Raw genomic sequence first — 16745 nt, forward strand, 5'->3', positions numbered from 1 at the left:
CCGAAACCGGTACGGCTTGCGAACGAACGCGTTTCGATTAGCCTGAACGTCCTGCCTCGATCGCTTCCAAGGACATTCGCATGCGCCCTGCCCTTCTTCTCGCCGCGCTCTCGCTCGGCCTGGCGCCGGTGGCGGCACTGGCGCAGTCGGCATCCGACGAGCCGGCGTTCAAGCCCGAGGAAGTGCGCGCGCATATCGAGTTCCTGGCGGACGACGCGCTGGAGGGGCGCGACGCGGGCACGCGCGGCTACACGATCGCCGCCCGCTATGTGGCGAGCCGCTTCCGGGCGCTGGGGTTGCAGCCCGGCGGACCGGACGGAAGCTGGTATCAGCAGGTGCCGCTCGCCGAATATGCGCTGGACGCCAGCAAGCCGGCGACGCTGACGATCGGCGGCAAGAGCTTCGCCAACGGCACCGACATCCTGATGGGCGGCACGCCGCGCGGCGGCGGCGGCACCCAGACATTGACCGCCAATGCGGTGTTCGTCGGATACGGGCTCGATGCGCCGAAGCTCGGGCATGACGATTATGCCGGCGTCGATGTCGCCGGAAAGTTCGCGGTCATGCTGATGGCACTTCCCACAGGGCTGCCCGACGCGCCGGCGCTGATGAACAAGCGCGGCGACATCGCGGCCGCGCACGGCGCGATCGGCGTCATCTATCTCGTCGGAGACGGCGAGCAGACCAAGGCGTTCCCCTGGACCGCGGCGAACGGCTATTATGCGCGGCCGCAAACCAGTTGGCTGACGCCCGAAGGCACGCCGCCCGGCATCGACCCGCGCATCCAGATCGGCTTCTATGCGAACGACAAGGTCGCGCGCGCCTTGTTCGCCGGATCGCCGATCGACCCTGACACGATGTTCTCGGCGGCGAAGCGCAACGATGCCTTGCCGCACAGTGCCCCGCTCGCCGCCAGGCTGACCGCCGCGCGCACGAGCAAGGTCAAATGGATGACCAGCCCCAATGTGATGGGCCTGTTGCCGGGCTCGGACCCGGCGCTTTCCAGGGAAGTCGTGCTGCTGACCGCCCATCTCGATCATGAGGGGCTGAACCCCGAGCTGAAGGGCGACCAGATCTATAACGGCGCGATGGACAATGCCGCAGGCACGGCGGCGATGCTGGAGGCGGCGCGCGGCTTCGCGCAGAGCGGCAGGCGACCGAAGCGATCGATCCTGTTCGTCTCGCTCACCGCCGAGGAGGACGGGCTGCTCGGCTCCGACTATCTCGCGCATTATCCGGTCGCGGCGGACGGCAAGGTGGTGGCCGACGTCAATCTCGACATGCCGATCCTGCTCTACGATTTCCAGGACGTAGTGGCGTTCGGCGCCGAGCATTCGACTTTGGGGCCGATCGTCGAGCGCGCGGCGGCGAAGATGGGCGTGGCGCTATCGCCCGATCCGATGCCCGAGGAGCAGCTTTTCGTGCGATCGGACCATTACAGCTTCGTGAAGGCGGGCGTGCCCTCGGTCTTTCTGGTGACGGGGTTCAGGAATGGCGGGGAGAAGGCGTTCCGCGACTTCCTGAAGACGCATTATCACAAGGTCTCGGACCAGGCCGACCTGCCTTTCGACTGGGCGGCGGGCGCCAAGTTCGCGCGGATCAACTATCTGATCGCCCGCGAGATCGCCGACGCGCCGGAGGCGCCGCGCTGGTATGCGGGGAATGCGTTCGGCGATCGGTTCGCGCCGGATGCGTCCAAGGCGCCCCGGCCGGCCAAATAACCCTCTCCCGCAAGCGGGAGAGGGTTATTTGGAGTCAGATCAGAACCCCGCCTTCAGCGTGATGAAGAACTGCTGCGGCGCGCCGACCATCAGCGTCTGGTTGTCGCCGGAGTTGCCGAAGCCGTTGGTGCCGATCGTCGAGATATACTTCTTGTCGAGCAGGTTGGTCACGTTGCCCTGGAGCTCCAGCGGACGGCCGTTCAGGTCGAACTTGTAGCCGAGCGTCGCGTCCACCACCACGCGGCCGTCGACCGACTGATCGTTGGTGTAGGTGAAATAGCGCTTGCTCATATAGTTGGCGCCGATCCGTGCGTTGAAGCCCGAATGGTCCCAGGTCAGCTCGCCCTTCAGCATGTGCTTGGGCGCATCGACCACGGTCTTGCCCTCGGTGGGGATGACCGCTGTCGCGGTGTGGACGTCGTCGCGATAGGTCGAGTCGTTGTAGCTGTACGACGCGAACAGGCCGAAGCCGGCCGGCAGGCGCAGGTCGCCGGTCGCCTCGAAGCCGAGCGAGCGCACGCCGCCGACATTCTGGAGGATCACCGGATTGCCGACGATGCCCGCGCCGGTCGTCACGCCGAGCAGGCGGTTGCGGAAGTTGACGTAATAGCCCGCCAGCGAACCGGTGAACGGGCCGCGATGGAAGCGGCCGCCAACCTCATAGGTGTCCGACTGTTCGGGCTTGAGCTTGGTCGAGCCGCCGAGCAGCGCGTCGAAGCCCGTCTGGGTGGTGGCGAACGGGCCGGTGGTGGCCGAGGCGACATAGGCGCGCGTCACCTGAGTGAAGCCGCCGAACAGCTCGGCGCCGGGCGCCAGCTCATAGGCGAAGCCGGCATGCGGCTGGAACCAGTCGGTCACCTTGATCCGGCCGCCCGCCAGGCCGCCGGCGACGATCGCATCGGCCTTGTTGGTGACGGCGAAGCCCTTCCAGCCCAGGTTGATGGTCAGCGGGCCGAAGCCGAGCTTGTCCTGCACATAATATTGGAAGGTATCGGTCTTGTACTTCCAGTCCCACTGGGTCGCAAAGGCGCCCTCCTGGAACTCCAGGCTGTCGCGGCCCGGATTGGTGCGGCTGTCGAGAGCATAGAAGCGGCGCGCCTGGCGGAAGTCGTTCCGCTCGTACCAGGCGCCGACAGTGACGTCGTTGAAGCCGAGCTTCGTGCCGACATCGCCGAACGCGCCCTTGCGATGGATGAGATATTCGGTGGTGCGGATCGAGATCGGCGTGCCGTTCGGCGACGGGACATAGGGCGAGAACCACAGGCCCTGGCCGTAGTTCGAATGATAATAGCCCTTGAGCTGGCCATGGATCGGCGAATCGCCGGTCGTCTCCAGCCCCGCCGAGGCGAGATAGTCCTGGCGCAGGCCGGCGGCGTTGAAATAGGCGTCGTCCACGGTCTGGAACGGCGCGGGATAGACCTTGCCCGCGGCCGGATTGCTCGGCGGCAGGCCGGTGATGTCCGAAAGGCCGTCGGCGCCCGGCGCCTTGGTGTCGTTGTTCACATTGTCGATATTGTTGGCGACGTCCGCGACCTTGATCGCGGTGGCATAGTCGTTCGAGATATTGTCCCAACGATAGCCGAGGCGGTTTATCATGCCTAGCGACATGTCCTGATAATCATTCTCGCGGCGATCCGAGAAATCGAAGGTGCCGACCGCGCGCAGGCCGCTGGTCAGCGGCGCCACCGCCTTGGCGTTGACCTGGTTGGCGCGCTGCGAGCCCCAGCCCTTCCACTTGTCAGTGTCCGAATGGACATAGGAGACGGTGGCGCTGGGGCCGCCCGCGCCGAGCTCGCCGGTGTCGAGCCGGGCGAAGATCCGCCACATATTGTCGCTGCCATAGGTCGCGTTGGCATCGACGCCGAATTCGCGGCCCGGATCGCGCGAGAAGAACTCCAGCGTGCCGCCGAGATTGTTGGTCGCCTGGGTGCCGATCGAACCCGAGCCCTGCGACACGCGCGTCACGCCGATATTCTCGCTGATGATCGCGCGGCTGATGTGCAGGCCGTTGACGTTGCCATAGCTGGCATCGCCCAGCGGAATGCCGTCGAGCGTGAAGCCGAGCTGGTTCTGGTTGAAGCTGCGGATCGAGACGCGCTCGGCCCATTCATAGGCGCCGAACGGGTCCGCGCCGGTGAAGTTGACGCTGGGGAGCTTCTCGATCGCCTTCAGGGGGCTGGTGCCCGGAGCCAGCTCGGCCAGATCCTGCTGGCTGAGTTCCTGGACCTGGCGCGTCTCGCCCTTGCCAATCACGACGATGTCGTTCGATCCGCTGTCCTGGGCGACGGTGTCCGGCTGGGCGCTCGACGCGAGATCGCTCTGGGCGAAGGCGGTGCCGGAGATAAAAATCGACGTGCTGGCCAACAAGGCGGCTGCAACCTTACGCATGCGCGTGTTCCTCTTGGGAAAAGCGTGAGCCCCTCGCCCACGCCGCGCCGGGCTAGGCTTGGTGCGTTGCAACATTTGGCCAATCACATGACATTTCGGCTGCAATCGTGGGGCATGCCTGGGACACACACGCAAAACCGCCGGATTTGCGTGGCGTCACGGCGATCCTATAAAAAGATGCGCCTCTTGTGTGGCTGAAATGCAACACTATCTGCCGCCCATAAGCGAACAGGGACAAGCATGAACCTCGAAAAATTCACCGACCGCGCCAAGGGTTTCCTGCAATCGGCGCAGACCGTGGCGATCCGCATGAACCACCAGCGGATTTCGCCCGAGCATCTGCTGAAGGCGCTGCTCGAAGACGAGCAGGGCATGGCCTCGGGCCTGATCTCGGCGGCGGGCGGCGATGCGAAGCGCGCGCTGGCCGACACCGACGCGGCGCTGGCGAAGATCCCCGCCGTATCGGGCGGCGGTGCGCAGCAATCCCCCGGCGTGGACAATGATCTGGTGCGCGTGCTCGATTCCGCCGAGCAGGTCGCGCAGAAGGCGGGCGACAGCTTCGTCACCGTCGAGCGGATGCTGCTCGCGCTGGTGCTGGCCAGTACCACGACGGCGGGCAAGGCGCTGGCCGCGGCGGGCGTGACGGCGCAGAACCTCAACGCCGCGATCGACAAGCTGCGCGGCGGGCGCACCGCCGATACCGCGGGTGCCGAGGACCGTTACGACGCGCTCAAGAAGTTCGCGCGCGACCTCACCCAGGCGGCGCGCGACGGCAAGCTCGATCCGGTGATCGGCCGCGACGAGGAGATCCGCCGCACGATCCAGATCCTGGCGCGGCGCACCAAGAACAACCCCGTGCTGATCGGCGAGCCCGGCGTCGGCAAGACCGCGATCGCGGAAGGGCTGGCGCTGCGCATCGTCAACGGCGACGTGCCCGACGGGATCAAGGACCGCACGCTGATGGCGCTCGACATGGGCAGCCTGATCGCGGGCGCGAAATATCGCGGTGATTTCGAGGAGCGGCTGAAGGGCGTGCTCGACGAGGTCAAGGCCGCCGAGGGCCATATCATCCTGTTCATCGACGAGATGCACACGCTGATCGGCGCGGGCAAGGCCGATGGCGCGATGGATGCCGGCAACCTGCTCAAGCCCGCGCTCGCGCGCGGCGAGTTGCACTGCATCGGCGCGACGACGCTGGACGAATATCGGAAGTATGTCGAGAAGGACGCAGCGCTCCAGCGGCGCTTCCAGCCGGTGTTCGTGGGCGAGCCGACCGTCGAGGATACGATCTCGATCCTGCGCGGGCTCAAGGAGAAGTACGAGCTGCACCATGGCGTGCGCATCACCGATGCCGCGATCGTGAGCGCCGCGACGCTCTCCAACCGCTACATCACCGATCGCTTCCTGCCCGACAAGGCGATCGACCTGATGGACGAGGCAGCCTCGCGCATCCGCATGGAGGTGGAGTCCAAGCCCGAGGAGATCGAGAACCTCGACCGGCGCATCATCCAGCTCAAGATCGAGCGCGAGGCGCTGAAGAAGGAGACCGATGCGGCTTCGAAGGAGCGGCTCGCCAATCTGGAGGCCGAGCTGGGCAATCTGGAGCAGCAATCGGCCGAGCTGACCACGCGCTGGCAGGCCGAGAAGGACAAGATCCAGTCCGAGGCCAAGCTCAAGGAACAGCTCGACGCCGCACGCATCGAGCTCGACCAGGCGCAGCGCAGCGGCAATCTCGGGCGCGCGGGCGAGCTGAGCTATGGCGTGATCCCGCAGCTCACGCGCCAGCTCGAAGAGGCGCAGAGCGTCACCAAGGGCGCGATGCTGCGCGAGGAAGTGACCGCCGACGACATCGCGGCGGTGGTGAGCCGCTGGACCGGCATCCCGGTCGACCGGATGCTCGAAGGCGAGCGCGAGAAGCTGCTCCATATGGAGGAGGAACTGGGCCGGCGCGTGATCGGCCAGGCCGATGCGGTGAAGGCCGTGGCGACCGCGGTGCGCCGTTCGCGCGCCGGGCTCCAGGATCCGAACCGGCCGCTGGGCTCGTTCCTGTTCCTCGGGCCGACCGGCGTGGGCAAAACCGAGCTGACCAAGGCGCTCGCCGAATTCCTGTTCGATGATCCGGGCGCGATGGTGCGCATCGACATGAGCGAGTTCATGGAGAAGCACGCCGTGGCGCGGCTGATCGGCGCCCCTCCCGGCTATGTCGGCTATGAGGAGGGCGGCGTGCTGACCGAGGCGGTTCGCCGGCGGCCCTATCAGGTCGTGCTGTTCGACGAGGTCGAGAAGGCGCATGGCGACGTGTTCAACGTGCTGCTCCAGGTGCTCGACGACGGCCGTTTGACGGATGGCCAGGGCCGCACGGTCGATTTCTCGAACACGATCATCATCCTGACTTCGAACCTCGGCTCGCAGTTCCTCACCAATCTGGGCGAAGGACAGAAGGTCGAGGATGTCGAGCCGCAGGTGATGGACGTGGTGCGAGCGCATTTCCGGCCCGAATTCCTCAACCGGCTGGATGAGATCATCCTGTTCCACCGGCTGGGCGCCGAGCATATGGCGCCGATCGTCGACATCCAGGTCGGCCGCGTCTCGAAGCTGCTGGCGGACCGCAAGATCCGGATCGAACTCACCGATGCGGCACGGGCCTGGCTGGGCCGGGTCGGCTACGACCCCGTCTATGGCGCGCGGCCGCTGAAGCGGGCGGTGCAGCGCTATCTGCAGGATCCGCTCGCCGACATGATCCTGCGCGGCGACGTGCGGGACGGGGCGACGGTGCAGATCGACGAGGGCGATGGGGCGTTGAAGCTCTCGCTTGGCTGATGGGGCGGCGGCATACTGGCGCCCAGTTCTTCCCGAAAACCGGGCAAAAAAAGGGCCGCTCCCGAAGGAGCGGCCCCGATTTTCCGACGAAAGCTCGACGTTAAAAGTCGACCTTCGCACCGATACGGATGAAGCGACCGATGATGTTCGCCTGACCCCAGGCCGGATTGTACTGATACAGCGAATAGGCCGCTGCATAGTCCGTGACCGGCTTGATGTTCAGGATGTTCATCGCATTGAAATACAGCGTGAGCTTGTCGTCGACCCTCACCTGACCCGAAAGGTCGAAGTTCCACTGCGCCTTGGCGAAGCACTGCGAAGGACCACCGCCCCGGAAGTTCGGTGCACCGATGCCCTCGTTCGAGTTGAATTCGCAATCGCTCGGATCCGCACCATAGTCGACCTCGGCGAGGTTGTAGCCATCGGTGTAGTACACAGTACCAGTCAAGCTCGCCGAACCGAAGTCCAGCGTGTTCTGCCACGAACCGCGCCACTTGGGCGAACCCGAGCACGAGGTGTAGTCGCACGGGCTAAGCGTACCGTCATAACGGTCAGTGATCGTACCGTCGGCGCTCGTTACCGTGTACTTGATCAGGTACGATGCATCGAACGAGCTGATCAGCCTGACGCCACCGGTGATCGGGAGCGAGACGTTCGCGCCGAAATCGATACCCGAGACGTTTTCCTTGCCAGCGTTATTGTACGACGCATTGATCGTCCCGAGCAGCGGCAACGAGCCGGGGTTCGCGACGTCCGCGACGCCCGGGGTCACGCTGATACCCGGAATGGTCACGACACCGTTGTTCGAATAATACTGGGAGATCGCGTCCGCACGATCTTGCGACGACACCTGCGACACCAGATCCTTCACCTGGATGTTCCAGTAGTCGACCGTGAAGCTCACGCCACGGATCGGCTCAACCACCAGGCCGGCGGTGAAGCTACGCGACTTCTCCGGCTTGAGCTCGGGGTTGCCGGTCAGCGTGGTGCCGAGCGAATACGGAGTCGTCACATAGGTGTTGTACGGGCTGCCACCCGGCGTCGGTGAAGGATTCGGGTGCGATGCGCAGAACGCCGCAAAGGTCGTGCAGTTCACGCTCGTCGTGCTGAAACCGGTGGTCGGCAGACCATAGGCTTCGTTGAAGCTCGGGATGCGGAAGCCCTTCGAGTAGGTGCCGCGCAACGCGACCTGCTTGACCGGCGTGAACTTCGCACCGATCTTCGGCGAGAAGTTGCTCTGGCCCGACGAATAATCGTCGTAGCGGCCCGAGGCGTTCACTTCGAACTGGGGAAGAATCGGCGCACTGACTTCGAAGAAGGCCGACTTCACATTGCGGCTGCCAACCGCGCCCACCGCGTTGATCGTGTAGTAACGATCCCACGGATGCGCGATATCGTCCGGGTTGGCGCTGGGGTTGTCGATCGACTCATGGCGATACGACGCACCCACCGCGGCCTGCAGCGGACCACCCGGAAGCGTGAACAGCTCCTTACCCAAGGTCACCTGGGCCTGCCAGAGATCCGAGTTCGACACGTTCTCGTTGACCGGCGCGATATAGTCGCGGATCGCTTGGCTGTTTTGCGACTGATCGACGAAGTTGTAGGTACCCTGCGCGATGACGTCAGCCAGGCGCTGCGGGATCAGGTAGTTCTTCGAGATGACGTTCAGACGGACGTTCGAGATGGTGAAGTCGGCCGAATAGTTCCAGTTATCGCCGAAGCTGCCGTTGATGCCGGCGGCAGCGCGGAGCGAGCGCGCGTCGGCGGCCAGCGAGGTCGGCGTGTCATAGCGACCACGCAGGATCGCATTCTGGCCAGCCGAGGCATAGGGGTTGTTCGGGTTGAAAACGCCGTTGGTGGCATCGCAGCCCGAGCTGATATTGTACGTCTGGACACCCGGGCCGAACGAGCCGGCGCCGGCCGAGCAGACATAGACCGGCAGGACCACGGGATTGAGCGTCACCTGGCGCGGCGCGGTGGTCGAGCCGCCCCAGGCCTGCGGAGTGCCCTGGGTCACGGTCTTCACGTCATAATAGCTGCCGGTCGCGTAGAACTGCGCCCTGTCGCCGACGTTCGCGGTGAAGCGGAAGACGCCGCCATAGCGCTCCTGCGAGGGAGCGATCGTCTGGTACATCGCTCGCGAGTCCTGCAAGCACTGGTTGGCATCCCAGGTGTACTTGCCGAAAAGCGGGCTATCGGGGTCCGTGCCGACGGCACGTTGCGCGGTGGTCAGCGTGGTCGACTGGAGACCGGCCGCACCGCACCCGCCAGCAGCGTTGAGGAGCGAGTACTGGTCGAGGCGGCCGCCCGTGGCGGTCGACGGCGCGACGAGGTTCGCGATCGTGGTCGTGCCGCTACTGAGCGTACCGTCGGCGTTGCTGCCGAAATTGACCGTGTTGGCAAGGCAATGGCCGCCGTCGTCGCAGATCCTGCTCAGATCGTTGGTGTTCCAGGGATAGCCGCGATCCCTGGCCATGATCTTGTCGTTCTTCTGGTATTCGCCGCTGATATAGAAGTTGAACCCCTGCTCGTCGAGGCTGCCATAGCCGACCGTGGCATCGAGACGCTGCTCGGCGCCGTCGCCCCGGTCGGAGAGGCCGGCCGATGCGTTCAGGTGAACGCCGGTGACTTCCTTCTTCATGATCACGTTGACCACGCCCGCGATCGCGTCGGCGCCGTAGGTCGACGAAGCGCCGTCCTTCAGCACTTCGATGCGATCGACGACGGCGTCGGGCAGCGTGTTGAGGTCGACGAAGTTGCGGTGGCCATCGTCCGCGAGCGGATACGGCGCCATGCGCAGTCCATCGAAGATCGTCAGGGTCGACTGCACGGTCAGGCCGCGCAGCGAAACCGCGTTCGCGCCGGTCGCGAAGTTGCTGCCGTTGTTCCAGCCCTGGGTGATCGCGCCCGAACCGTTCGACGAGAGGCGCTGAACGGCCTCGGCGACAGTGTTGATGCCGCGCTTCTCAAGCGTATCGGAGCTCAGCACGGTGACCGGCGACGGAGTCTCGGTATCGGTGCGGCGGAACAGCGAGCCGGTGACGACAATGTCACCCTGCTGCGCGTCCGGAGCGGTTTGATCGGTAGCCGGGACTGCGGTCGTGTCCTGCGCCATCGCAGGCGCAGCAAACAGCGCCCCTGCGCCGATCAGCGCGAGCGCGGACAACGCCGTGCTACCGCGCAAAGTGATTTGCGTCTTCTTCATGGATTTCCCTCGCTTTACCAGCCGTTTTGCAATTGTCCCCGGCCGGAATGTCTCCCCGCTAAGCCCGACGCACGCGGTGCGCACCTCGGGCAAAGCTTGGGCCGAATGGATAAGGCGGCACCGCGCGCTGTAAAGCGTGCATTCATCCTTTTGCGGTGCGTTTTGATAAACTGTAGCCAAAAAGCCACATTCGGCGGTTGAATATTGCGCCCGCACTACCAACTCTGTTCGATTATGTTGCAGCCGCGAAAATGCTGCGCGATTATTCGCCAGGCGGCATCGGTCCTGCGACGAGAAGCGGGTCGATTCTGGCATCCCGCCATTTCAAACCCCAGTGGAGATGCGGCCCCGTGGCCCGGCCGGTGCGCCCCACCGCACCGATCGGCTGACCGCGCTTCACATGCTGGCCCACCGCCACATCGATTCGCGACAGGTGCATGAAGGCGCTGTTCAGGCCCATGCCGTGATCGATCATCAGCAGATTGCCTTCGAGCGTGAAGGGATGGTCCGCGGCGAGCACGACGACGCCGTCGGCCGGCGCCAGGACGACCGTTCCCGCCGGGCGGGCGATGTCGATTCCGGAGTGATAGGCGCCCGGCTCGCCCGCATAGATCCGCTGCGACCCGAAGAGCGTGGAGATACGGCCGGTGAGCGGCCATTGGAACATCTGGCGCCAGCCCTGGGCGTCCGTCCGCATCGCGCGTGCAGCCTCGATCCGGGCGAGCTCTCCGGGGCGGACGCGCTCGAATTCGGGGCGCGGGACCGGATATTTGGGCAGCGTGGGGAGCCGGGAGATGTTCCAGGCGCGCGGAGCGATGGCGAGCGTCTCACGCACCTCGTTGCCGTTCGTCAGGCGGGCGGCGAGGGTCGCCGTAGCTGCGGCATCGCGATCGAAGGCGATCAGGAAGCGGCCGTCGGGCGCGACCCGAACCGCCGTGCCGTCAAGGCTGAGCTGGGCGGTGTCGGGCGGGGCGATGCCGATCGTCATGCCGCCCTGGATCAGCGATCCCTGCAATCGGAATGCGCCATAGGGCGCGGTGGCCTGTGTGCCCGGAGGCGGGCCGGCAAGGGCGGCGAGCGGCACCAGGGCGAGCGCGGCGCCCCATAGCCGCGCGATCATTTCCCGTGGAGCGCCTGCATCGCGATCTCGGCGCTGGCATAGGGCTCCTGCCGGGCGACGCTCCAATAGCGGAGCATGTCGAGCGGAATCCGCTCGCCGCTCGCGGCGCAGATGACATGGTCGCCCGGCGTAAGCACACGGAAGCCATTGGCCATGTAATGGAGGCGCGCGGCGCGGGCGGTGTTGGACATCAGCATAAGCGCACGCGATCCTTAGGGCAGGGGTTACAACAGGCTGGGCTGTTCTGGCTTGGGGGGAACATAGGATTTGCCGGCCGGGCGCTCAACCCGCGCGTCGACCGCGCCGTCGCCGAAATGGAGCGTCACGGCCTGGGCGGCACGCGCGGCCTCGGCGCTGCCGATCACCTTGCCGGTACCGCGCGCCTCGACCCAGGCATAGCCCTTTTCCAGCGGGCGATTGGGGTGGACCAGATCGAGATGGCGGCCCATCGCCTCCAGCCGTTGCCGCGCCGAGGCGAGGCGCTGGTCGAGCATCGCGGGGCGCAGCGCGCCCGCCGAGCGATCGAGCTGGCCCCGCGCCAGCGTCACCCGGCGTTCGAGCGCACGATCGAGCCGACCGCCCAGATCGTCCATCTTCTGGCGCTGCGGCCCGAGCAGCGCGTCGCGGCGCGGCAGCACCCGGACCAGTGCCGCCAGCCGCTCGCCGGCGCGTTCATGATAGCGGCGCGCGCAGCGCTCGGCGCGCAGGCCCAAAGTGGCGATGGTGTTGGCGACCTCCGCCAGCACCGGCACAGCAATCTCGGCCGCTGCGGTGGGGGTCGGCGCGCGCAGGTCCGCCGCGAAGTCGGAGAGGCTGGTGTCGGTCTCATGCCCCACCGCCGAAATGAGGGGAATCGAGCAATCGGCGATCGCGCGGACCACCACTTCCTCGTTGAAGGCCCAGAGATCCTCGATCGATCCGCCGCCGCGCGCGACGATCAGCAGGTCCGGCCGCCGCACCGGGCCGTCCGGCGCCAGCGCGTCGAAGCCGCGGATCGCCGCCGCCACCTCGGCCGCGGCGCCGTCGCCCTGCACCTTCACCGGCCAGACGATGACATGGGTGGGAAAGCGATCGGCGAGGCGATGGAGGATGTCGCGGATCACCGCGCCGGTGGGCGACGTCACCACGCCGATCGTGCGCGGCATATAGGGGAGCGGCTTCTTCCGCTCGCGATCGAACAGGCCCTCGGCCGCAAGTTTCGCCTTGAGCTTCTCCAGCAGCGCCATGAGCTGGCCTTCGCCGGCAAGCTCCATCCGCTCGATCACGATCTGGTATTTGGAGCGGCCGGGATAGGTGGTGAGCTTGCCGGTGACGATCACCTCGATGCCGTCCTGCGGCGCGAAGGCCAGGGCGGCGGCCGCGCCGCGCCAGATCACCCCGTCGATCACCGCATCGGCATCCTTGAGCGCCAGATAGGCATGGCCCGATGCGGCACGCTTCCAGCCCGAAATCTCGCCGCGCAGGCGGACATGGCCGAACTCGCCCTCCACCATCCGCTTGAGCGCGAGCGACAGTTCGCTGACGCTGAGCGGAGCCGCGTTGTCGCCGGGCATCGCCTCGGCTACGAGCCGCCCGGATGACGTATCGGAAAAGGGATCGGCCATGAACGTCCTGCTATTGGGATCGGGGGGTCGCGAACATGCGCTGGCCTGGAAGCTCGCGCAATCGCCGCTGCTGGACAAGCTCTATGCCGCGCCGGGCAATCCGGGAATAGCCAAGTACGCCGAGCTGGCCGATATCGCGGTTTCGGACCATCGCGCGGTGATCGATTTCTGCCTGCGCCACTCGATCAGCTTCGTGGTGATCGGACCGGAGGCGCCGCTGGTGGAGGGGCTGGGCGACAATCTGCGCACCATGGGGATCGGCGTGTTCGGCCCCAACAAGGCCCCGGCGCAGCTCGAGGGATCGAAGGGCTTCACCAAGGATCTGTGCGCGCGCGAGCGGATTCCGACTGCGGGCTATGTGCGCGTCGAGTCGCGGGACGGCGCGCTGGCGGCGCTGGAGGATTTCGGGCTGCCGGTGGTCATCAAGGCCGACGGACTCGCCGCCGGCAAGGGCGTGACGGTGGCGTTCACGCATGAGGAAGCCGAGGGCGCGGTCGCGGCGATCTTCGCCGATGCGGGCGGCAGCGCGGTGATCGAGGAATTCCTGGAGGGCGAGGAAGCCAGCCTGTTCGTCATCACCGACGGCACGACCATCCTCCCCTTCGGATCCGCGCAGGATCACAAGCGCGTCGGCGACGGCGATACCGGCCCCAATACCGGCGGCATGGGCGCCTACAGCCCGGCGCGGGTGCTCACCCCGGCGCTGGAGCACGAGGCGATCGAGACGATCGTGCGCCCGACGATCGAGGCGCTGACGCGGGCCGGCTCGCCCTATTCGGGGGTGCTCTATGCCGGGCTGATGCTCACCCATGCCGGGCCCAAGCTGATCGAATACAACGCCCGCTTCGGCGATCCCGAATGCCAGGTGCTGATGATGCGGCTCCAGGACGATCTGCTGGAGCTGATGCTGGCTACGGCGAAGGGCGAACTCGCCGGAAGACCCGCGCCACGCTTCAGCCCCGAAGTGGCGCTGACCGTGGTGATGGCAGCCAGTGGCTATCCGGGCACGCCCGAGACGGGCGGCGCGATTGGCGGCATCGACGCGGCGGAGGCAGGCGGCGCGCGCGTGTTCCAGGCGGGCACGCGGCTGGACGGCGATGCGCTGGTCGCGAGCGGCGGGCGCGTGCTGAACGTCACCGCGATCGGGCCGACCGTGCGCGCGGCCCAGGCCGCCGCCTATCGCGCGGTCGATGCGATCGATTTCCCGACCGGCTTTGCCCGCCGCGACATCGGCTGGCGCGAGGTGGCGCGGGAGGGCTGATCGCTCGCGGCGAGTTCGTGCGGCGCCCGCCGGAGACCGCATCGAACGATTGACCGCTTCGCCGTTGGACGCATCCGCAACCGACGCTATGCAGGTGCCCGAACAGCATTGCATGGCGTCGGGAGGGCGCGCGGATGAACGATCAGGTGCAAAGCGCGACGCCCGCGGCGGCGATCCTTGCCTGGATGCCCGGATGGCTGGCCTTGCCGTTCGCGCTGATTGCGCTCGGGGTTCTGTTCGCGCTGTTCATCCTCCTGCGCGGGAACCTGCTCGCGGTGCGCCGCCGGCGCGCGCAGAAGGAATTGGAGGAGCGCGGCGAGGCGCATTTCGTCGGCGATCCGGAGCCGGCGCCCCTCGCGGAAGCGCCACTGCCGCCTGAATCCGAGATCGTGCCCGAGCCGCCGGTCGCCGACGAGCCGATCGCCGCCGCCGCGCCTTTGGATGCATCGCCGGCATCGCTTGCGGCGGACGTGCCGGGGGCGGTGTCCGCCGATACGGGCGGCGACGATCTCACGCGGATGAAGGGCGTCGGCCCCAAGCTGGTCGAGCGGCTGAACGCGCTCGGCATCGCCCGCTTCGCCCAGATCGCGGCGCTGACGCCGGACGACGCCGAGGCGCTCGACGCGCAGCTCGGCAATTTCCAGGGCCGCATGGGGCGCGACCGCTGGATCGAGCAGGCCCGCTTCCTCGCGGCGGACGACGTGGCGGGGTATGAGGCGGTGTTCGGGAAGCTTTGATATTTAAGCCCCTCCCCTTCAGGGGAGGGACTTATATACATGCTTGACCCACAATTCACGTTTTCACGAACTGCACGATAATGGACACGATAGCTAATATCGTGGTTATCGCCATGGAGATCGTAGCGATTACGTTGGCGGTATGGGCGCGACGGGTAGCATCCCAAGCCGCTTTTGATGCATCCCAAGCCGCTTCCGCCGCAGAACGCGCTGCTTCCAAATGCTCAGCGTTGGTGGATTCCGTTGTTAGCCTTGATACCAATTCGCGCTGAGCCAGCCATGCAATGGCGAATGACATGATAGCCGAGTTGTACTGGTTCTTTTGAATCTTAAGACGAACGATTTCTTCGCCCTCTTTCTCGAAAACATCATCCCAATCTGCCATTTCGTCCTCCCCACCGAAATACCAAAGTTATCTTAATTATTTTATAGAAGATCGAAACTCGTCCACCGCCCTAAGGATGGCTATGATCTCCGCTGGCGAGAATCCATCAATCCAATCCCGTCCGCGAGATGAACGGAATTTGATTCTCCATATGCCCTGCACTCCAGACTTTACGGCAAAAGACCTTAGAACCGCCTCATCGACCACAAAGTTGAATGCCTCCCGCATCTTGCACCCACCCATCACCTGAGATCCGGCGCATGACACTACATCTCTTGCAATCACGTCTAGAGTTGCATCCTTTGGTCCGCCCGATGTTTCATAGGAAGCCCTGTCGAACAGCATCCAGTCGCCGTAATAATTGGCTATTCCTGTTACGCTAAAGACAGTTTCGCCTGTTTTCCGATCAATCGCGGCCTTGAGATATACATCTGTCGGAATGAGGCCGAGTAGTCCCTGCTTTTGCTGAAAGCCATTCTCTGTTGAGAATCCTACCCATGTATCTAGACTGCCGCCACCGTCGCGGCGGAGTTTCCCGTAAAAATCATCTGGCGTCATGGCGAGCAACTTCTTGAGTTGCTTGCTCTGAGCTTGCGCCAGCTCTGGTGTGAAGGCGACTAAGGCGGCAAGTGCCAGCATCAAGGTCCGCATATCATCCCCCTGCGTGCCCGGCCTAAGCCGGGCGGTTGGATGCGCAGACACAGGGAACTACGCCCCGCGTATTCCCAGCCGCCAGGAGCTACCCGACGACCTTACGAGGGTCTTTTATTTCGCGGGCCACCCGGCCCGAGAGCCGGAAGTCCCTGTGTCAGCGCATTTGCGCAGCCCGCGCGGCATCCACTCCGCTTGGGCTGATTCGGTTATTGCCCAATTCGAGATTGGCCGCAAGTTTTTCTGATTTATTGCAAACATTGCCTAATACGGGGTTGCGAGATTGCATTTCCGCCAATATAGGCCATCGCCATGATTGATGACCTAGATAAGGCCGTTGCTCGACAAGCGGAAATTGATGCCACTCTTCCTGCGCTTCAGAAGGAGCGGGACGATTTGGAAATTACTATCCGCATGATCCGCAAGCTTCGTGGCGTAGAGGTGCCCGAGGCCCTCGCTGTGTCCGCGCCGAAGCGGGGGCGTAAACGGAGTGTGGACGGCATTCCGGGGCAGCATGCGAAGGTGCTTCGACTTCTGCGCGACAATGGCGGGAGCATGGAGCGCAATGCTCTCAAGGAGGCAGTGAACTTGGAGCGCGACGAGCCGCTGTCGGATGGCTCCTATGCCTCACTGATAAGCAAGATGGCATCCGCTGAGCGGGTTCGCAGAGTCGGCAAAACCATATACCTGACGCAAGAAAATCAGGGAGGTGCCGATGTGAGTTAAGCCATAAGCAGAAAGGGCCAACCCGAAGGCTGGCCCGATCCGCAACCTACTCTCATAGGCGACATGCGCCTTCGGAATAGACAGCCTCAACACCTTCTATTTCGCATGTTTGCCCTCTGAGAGCAAC

The 16745-nt window shown here is 65.1% G+C and carries 12 protein-coding genes; 5 read left to right on the top strand and 7 right to left on the bottom strand.

Annotation, left to right across the window (positions count from 1 at the left end):
* Nucleotides 1–80 precede the first annotated feature (80 nt).
* Nucleotides 81–1721, top strand: coding sequence for a M20/M25/M40 family metallo-hydrolase (locus HB724_RS06720; protein ID WP_213980144.1), 1641 nt, complete (start codon nt 81–83; stop codon nt 1719–1721).
* A gap of 39 nt (nt 1722–1760) precedes the next feature.
* Here the strand turns inward: HB724_RS06720 and HB724_RS06725 are convergent, their stop codons facing one another.
* Nucleotides 1761–4109 carry a TonB-dependent receptor gene (locus HB724_RS06725; protein WP_213980145.1) on the bottom strand — a complete coding sequence of 783 codons (2349 nt, stop codon included), beginning with the start codon at nt 4107–4109 and terminating at the stop codon, nt 1761–1763.
* Nucleotides 4110–4349: 240 nt separating this feature from the next.
* Here HB724_RS06725 and clpB point away from each other — a divergent pair, with 240 nt between their 5' ends.
* Nucleotides 4350–6929, top strand: coding sequence for an ATP-dependent chaperone ClpB (gene clpB, locus HB724_RS06730; RefSeq protein ID WP_213980146.1), 2580 nt, complete (start codon nt 4350–4352; stop codon nt 6927–6929).
* Between the two features lie 100 nt (nt 6930–7029).
* Here clpB and HB724_RS06735 read toward each other — a convergent pair whose 3' ends face one another.
* The 4 genes from HB724_RS06735 to xseA all read right to left on the bottom strand — a co-directional run bounded on the left by HB724_RS06735 (nt 7030) and on the right by xseA (nt 12858).
* Nucleotides 7030–10134 (bottom strand): TonB-dependent receptor, encoded by a 3105-nt coding sequence (locus HB724_RS06735; protein WP_213980147.1) that lies wholly within the window; start codon nt 10132–10134, stop codon nt 7030–7032.
* Between the two features lie 262 nt (nt 10135–10396).
* The gene (locus tag HB724_RS06740) at nt 10397–11254 is read right to left on the bottom strand and encodes a M23 family metallopeptidase (RefSeq protein ID WP_213980148.1); all 858 of its coding nucleotides are present in this window, start codon (nt 11252–11254) and stop codon (nt 10397–10399) included.
* Nucleotides 11251–11451: a DUF2093 domain-containing protein gene (locus tag HB724_RS06745; protein WP_213980149.1), complete on the bottom strand. Its 201-nt coding sequence runs from the start codon at nt 11449–11451 to the stop codon at nt 11251–11253. Before HB724_RS06745 ends, HB724_RS06740 begins: the two co-directional genes overlap by 4 nt.
* Nucleotides 11452–11478: 27 nt before the next feature.
* The gene (gene xseA, locus HB724_RS06750) at nt 11479–12858 is read right to left on the bottom strand and encodes an exodeoxyribonuclease VII large subunit (RefSeq protein ID WP_213980150.1); all 1380 of its coding nucleotides are present in this window, start codon (nt 12856–12858) and stop codon (nt 11479–11481) included.
* Between xseA and purD the strand changes: the two genes are divergently transcribed.
* Nucleotides 12857–14119, top strand: a complete 1263-nt coding sequence (gene purD / locus HB724_RS06755; protein ID WP_213980151.1) for a phosphoribosylamine--glycine ligase — start codon at nt 12857–12859, stop codon at nt 14117–14119. The genes xseA and purD overlap by 2 nt on opposite strands.
* 134 nt (nt 14120–14253) lie before the next feature.
* Nucleotides 14254–14856, top strand: a complete 603-nt coding sequence (locus tag HB724_RS06760; RefSeq protein ID WP_213980152.1) for a hypothetical protein — start codon at nt 14254–14256, stop codon at nt 14854–14856.
* A gap of 55 nt (nt 14857–14911) precedes the next feature.
* Here the strand turns inward: HB724_RS06760 and HB724_RS06765 are convergent, their stop codons facing one another.
* Both HB724_RS06765 and HB724_RS06770 read right to left on the bottom strand, forming a co-directional pair.
* Nucleotides 14912–15241 carry a hypothetical protein gene (locus HB724_RS06765; RefSeq protein ID WP_213980153.1) on the bottom strand — a complete coding sequence of 110 codons (330 nt, stop codon included), beginning with the start codon at nt 15239–15241 and terminating at the stop codon, nt 14912–14914.
* Between the two features lie 36 nt (nt 15242–15277).
* Complete coding sequence (locus HB724_RS06770; protein ID WP_213980154.1) at nt 15278–15880, bottom strand: hypothetical protein; 603 nt, start codon at nt 15878–15880, stop codon at nt 15278–15280.
* Nucleotides 15881–16204: 324 nt separating this feature from the next.
* Between HB724_RS06770 and HB724_RS06775 the strand changes: the two genes are divergently transcribed.
* A complete protein-coding gene (locus tag HB724_RS06775) occupies nt 16205–16618 on the top strand; it encodes a hypothetical protein (protein WP_213980155.1) in 414 nt (137 codons plus the stop codon).
* Nucleotides 16619–16745 lie beyond the last annotated feature (127 nt).

Source organism: Sphingomonas sp. dw_22, from assembly GCF_018449795.1.
GTDB lineage: Bacteria > Pseudomonadota > Alphaproteobacteria > Sphingomonadales > Sphingomonadaceae > Sphingomonas.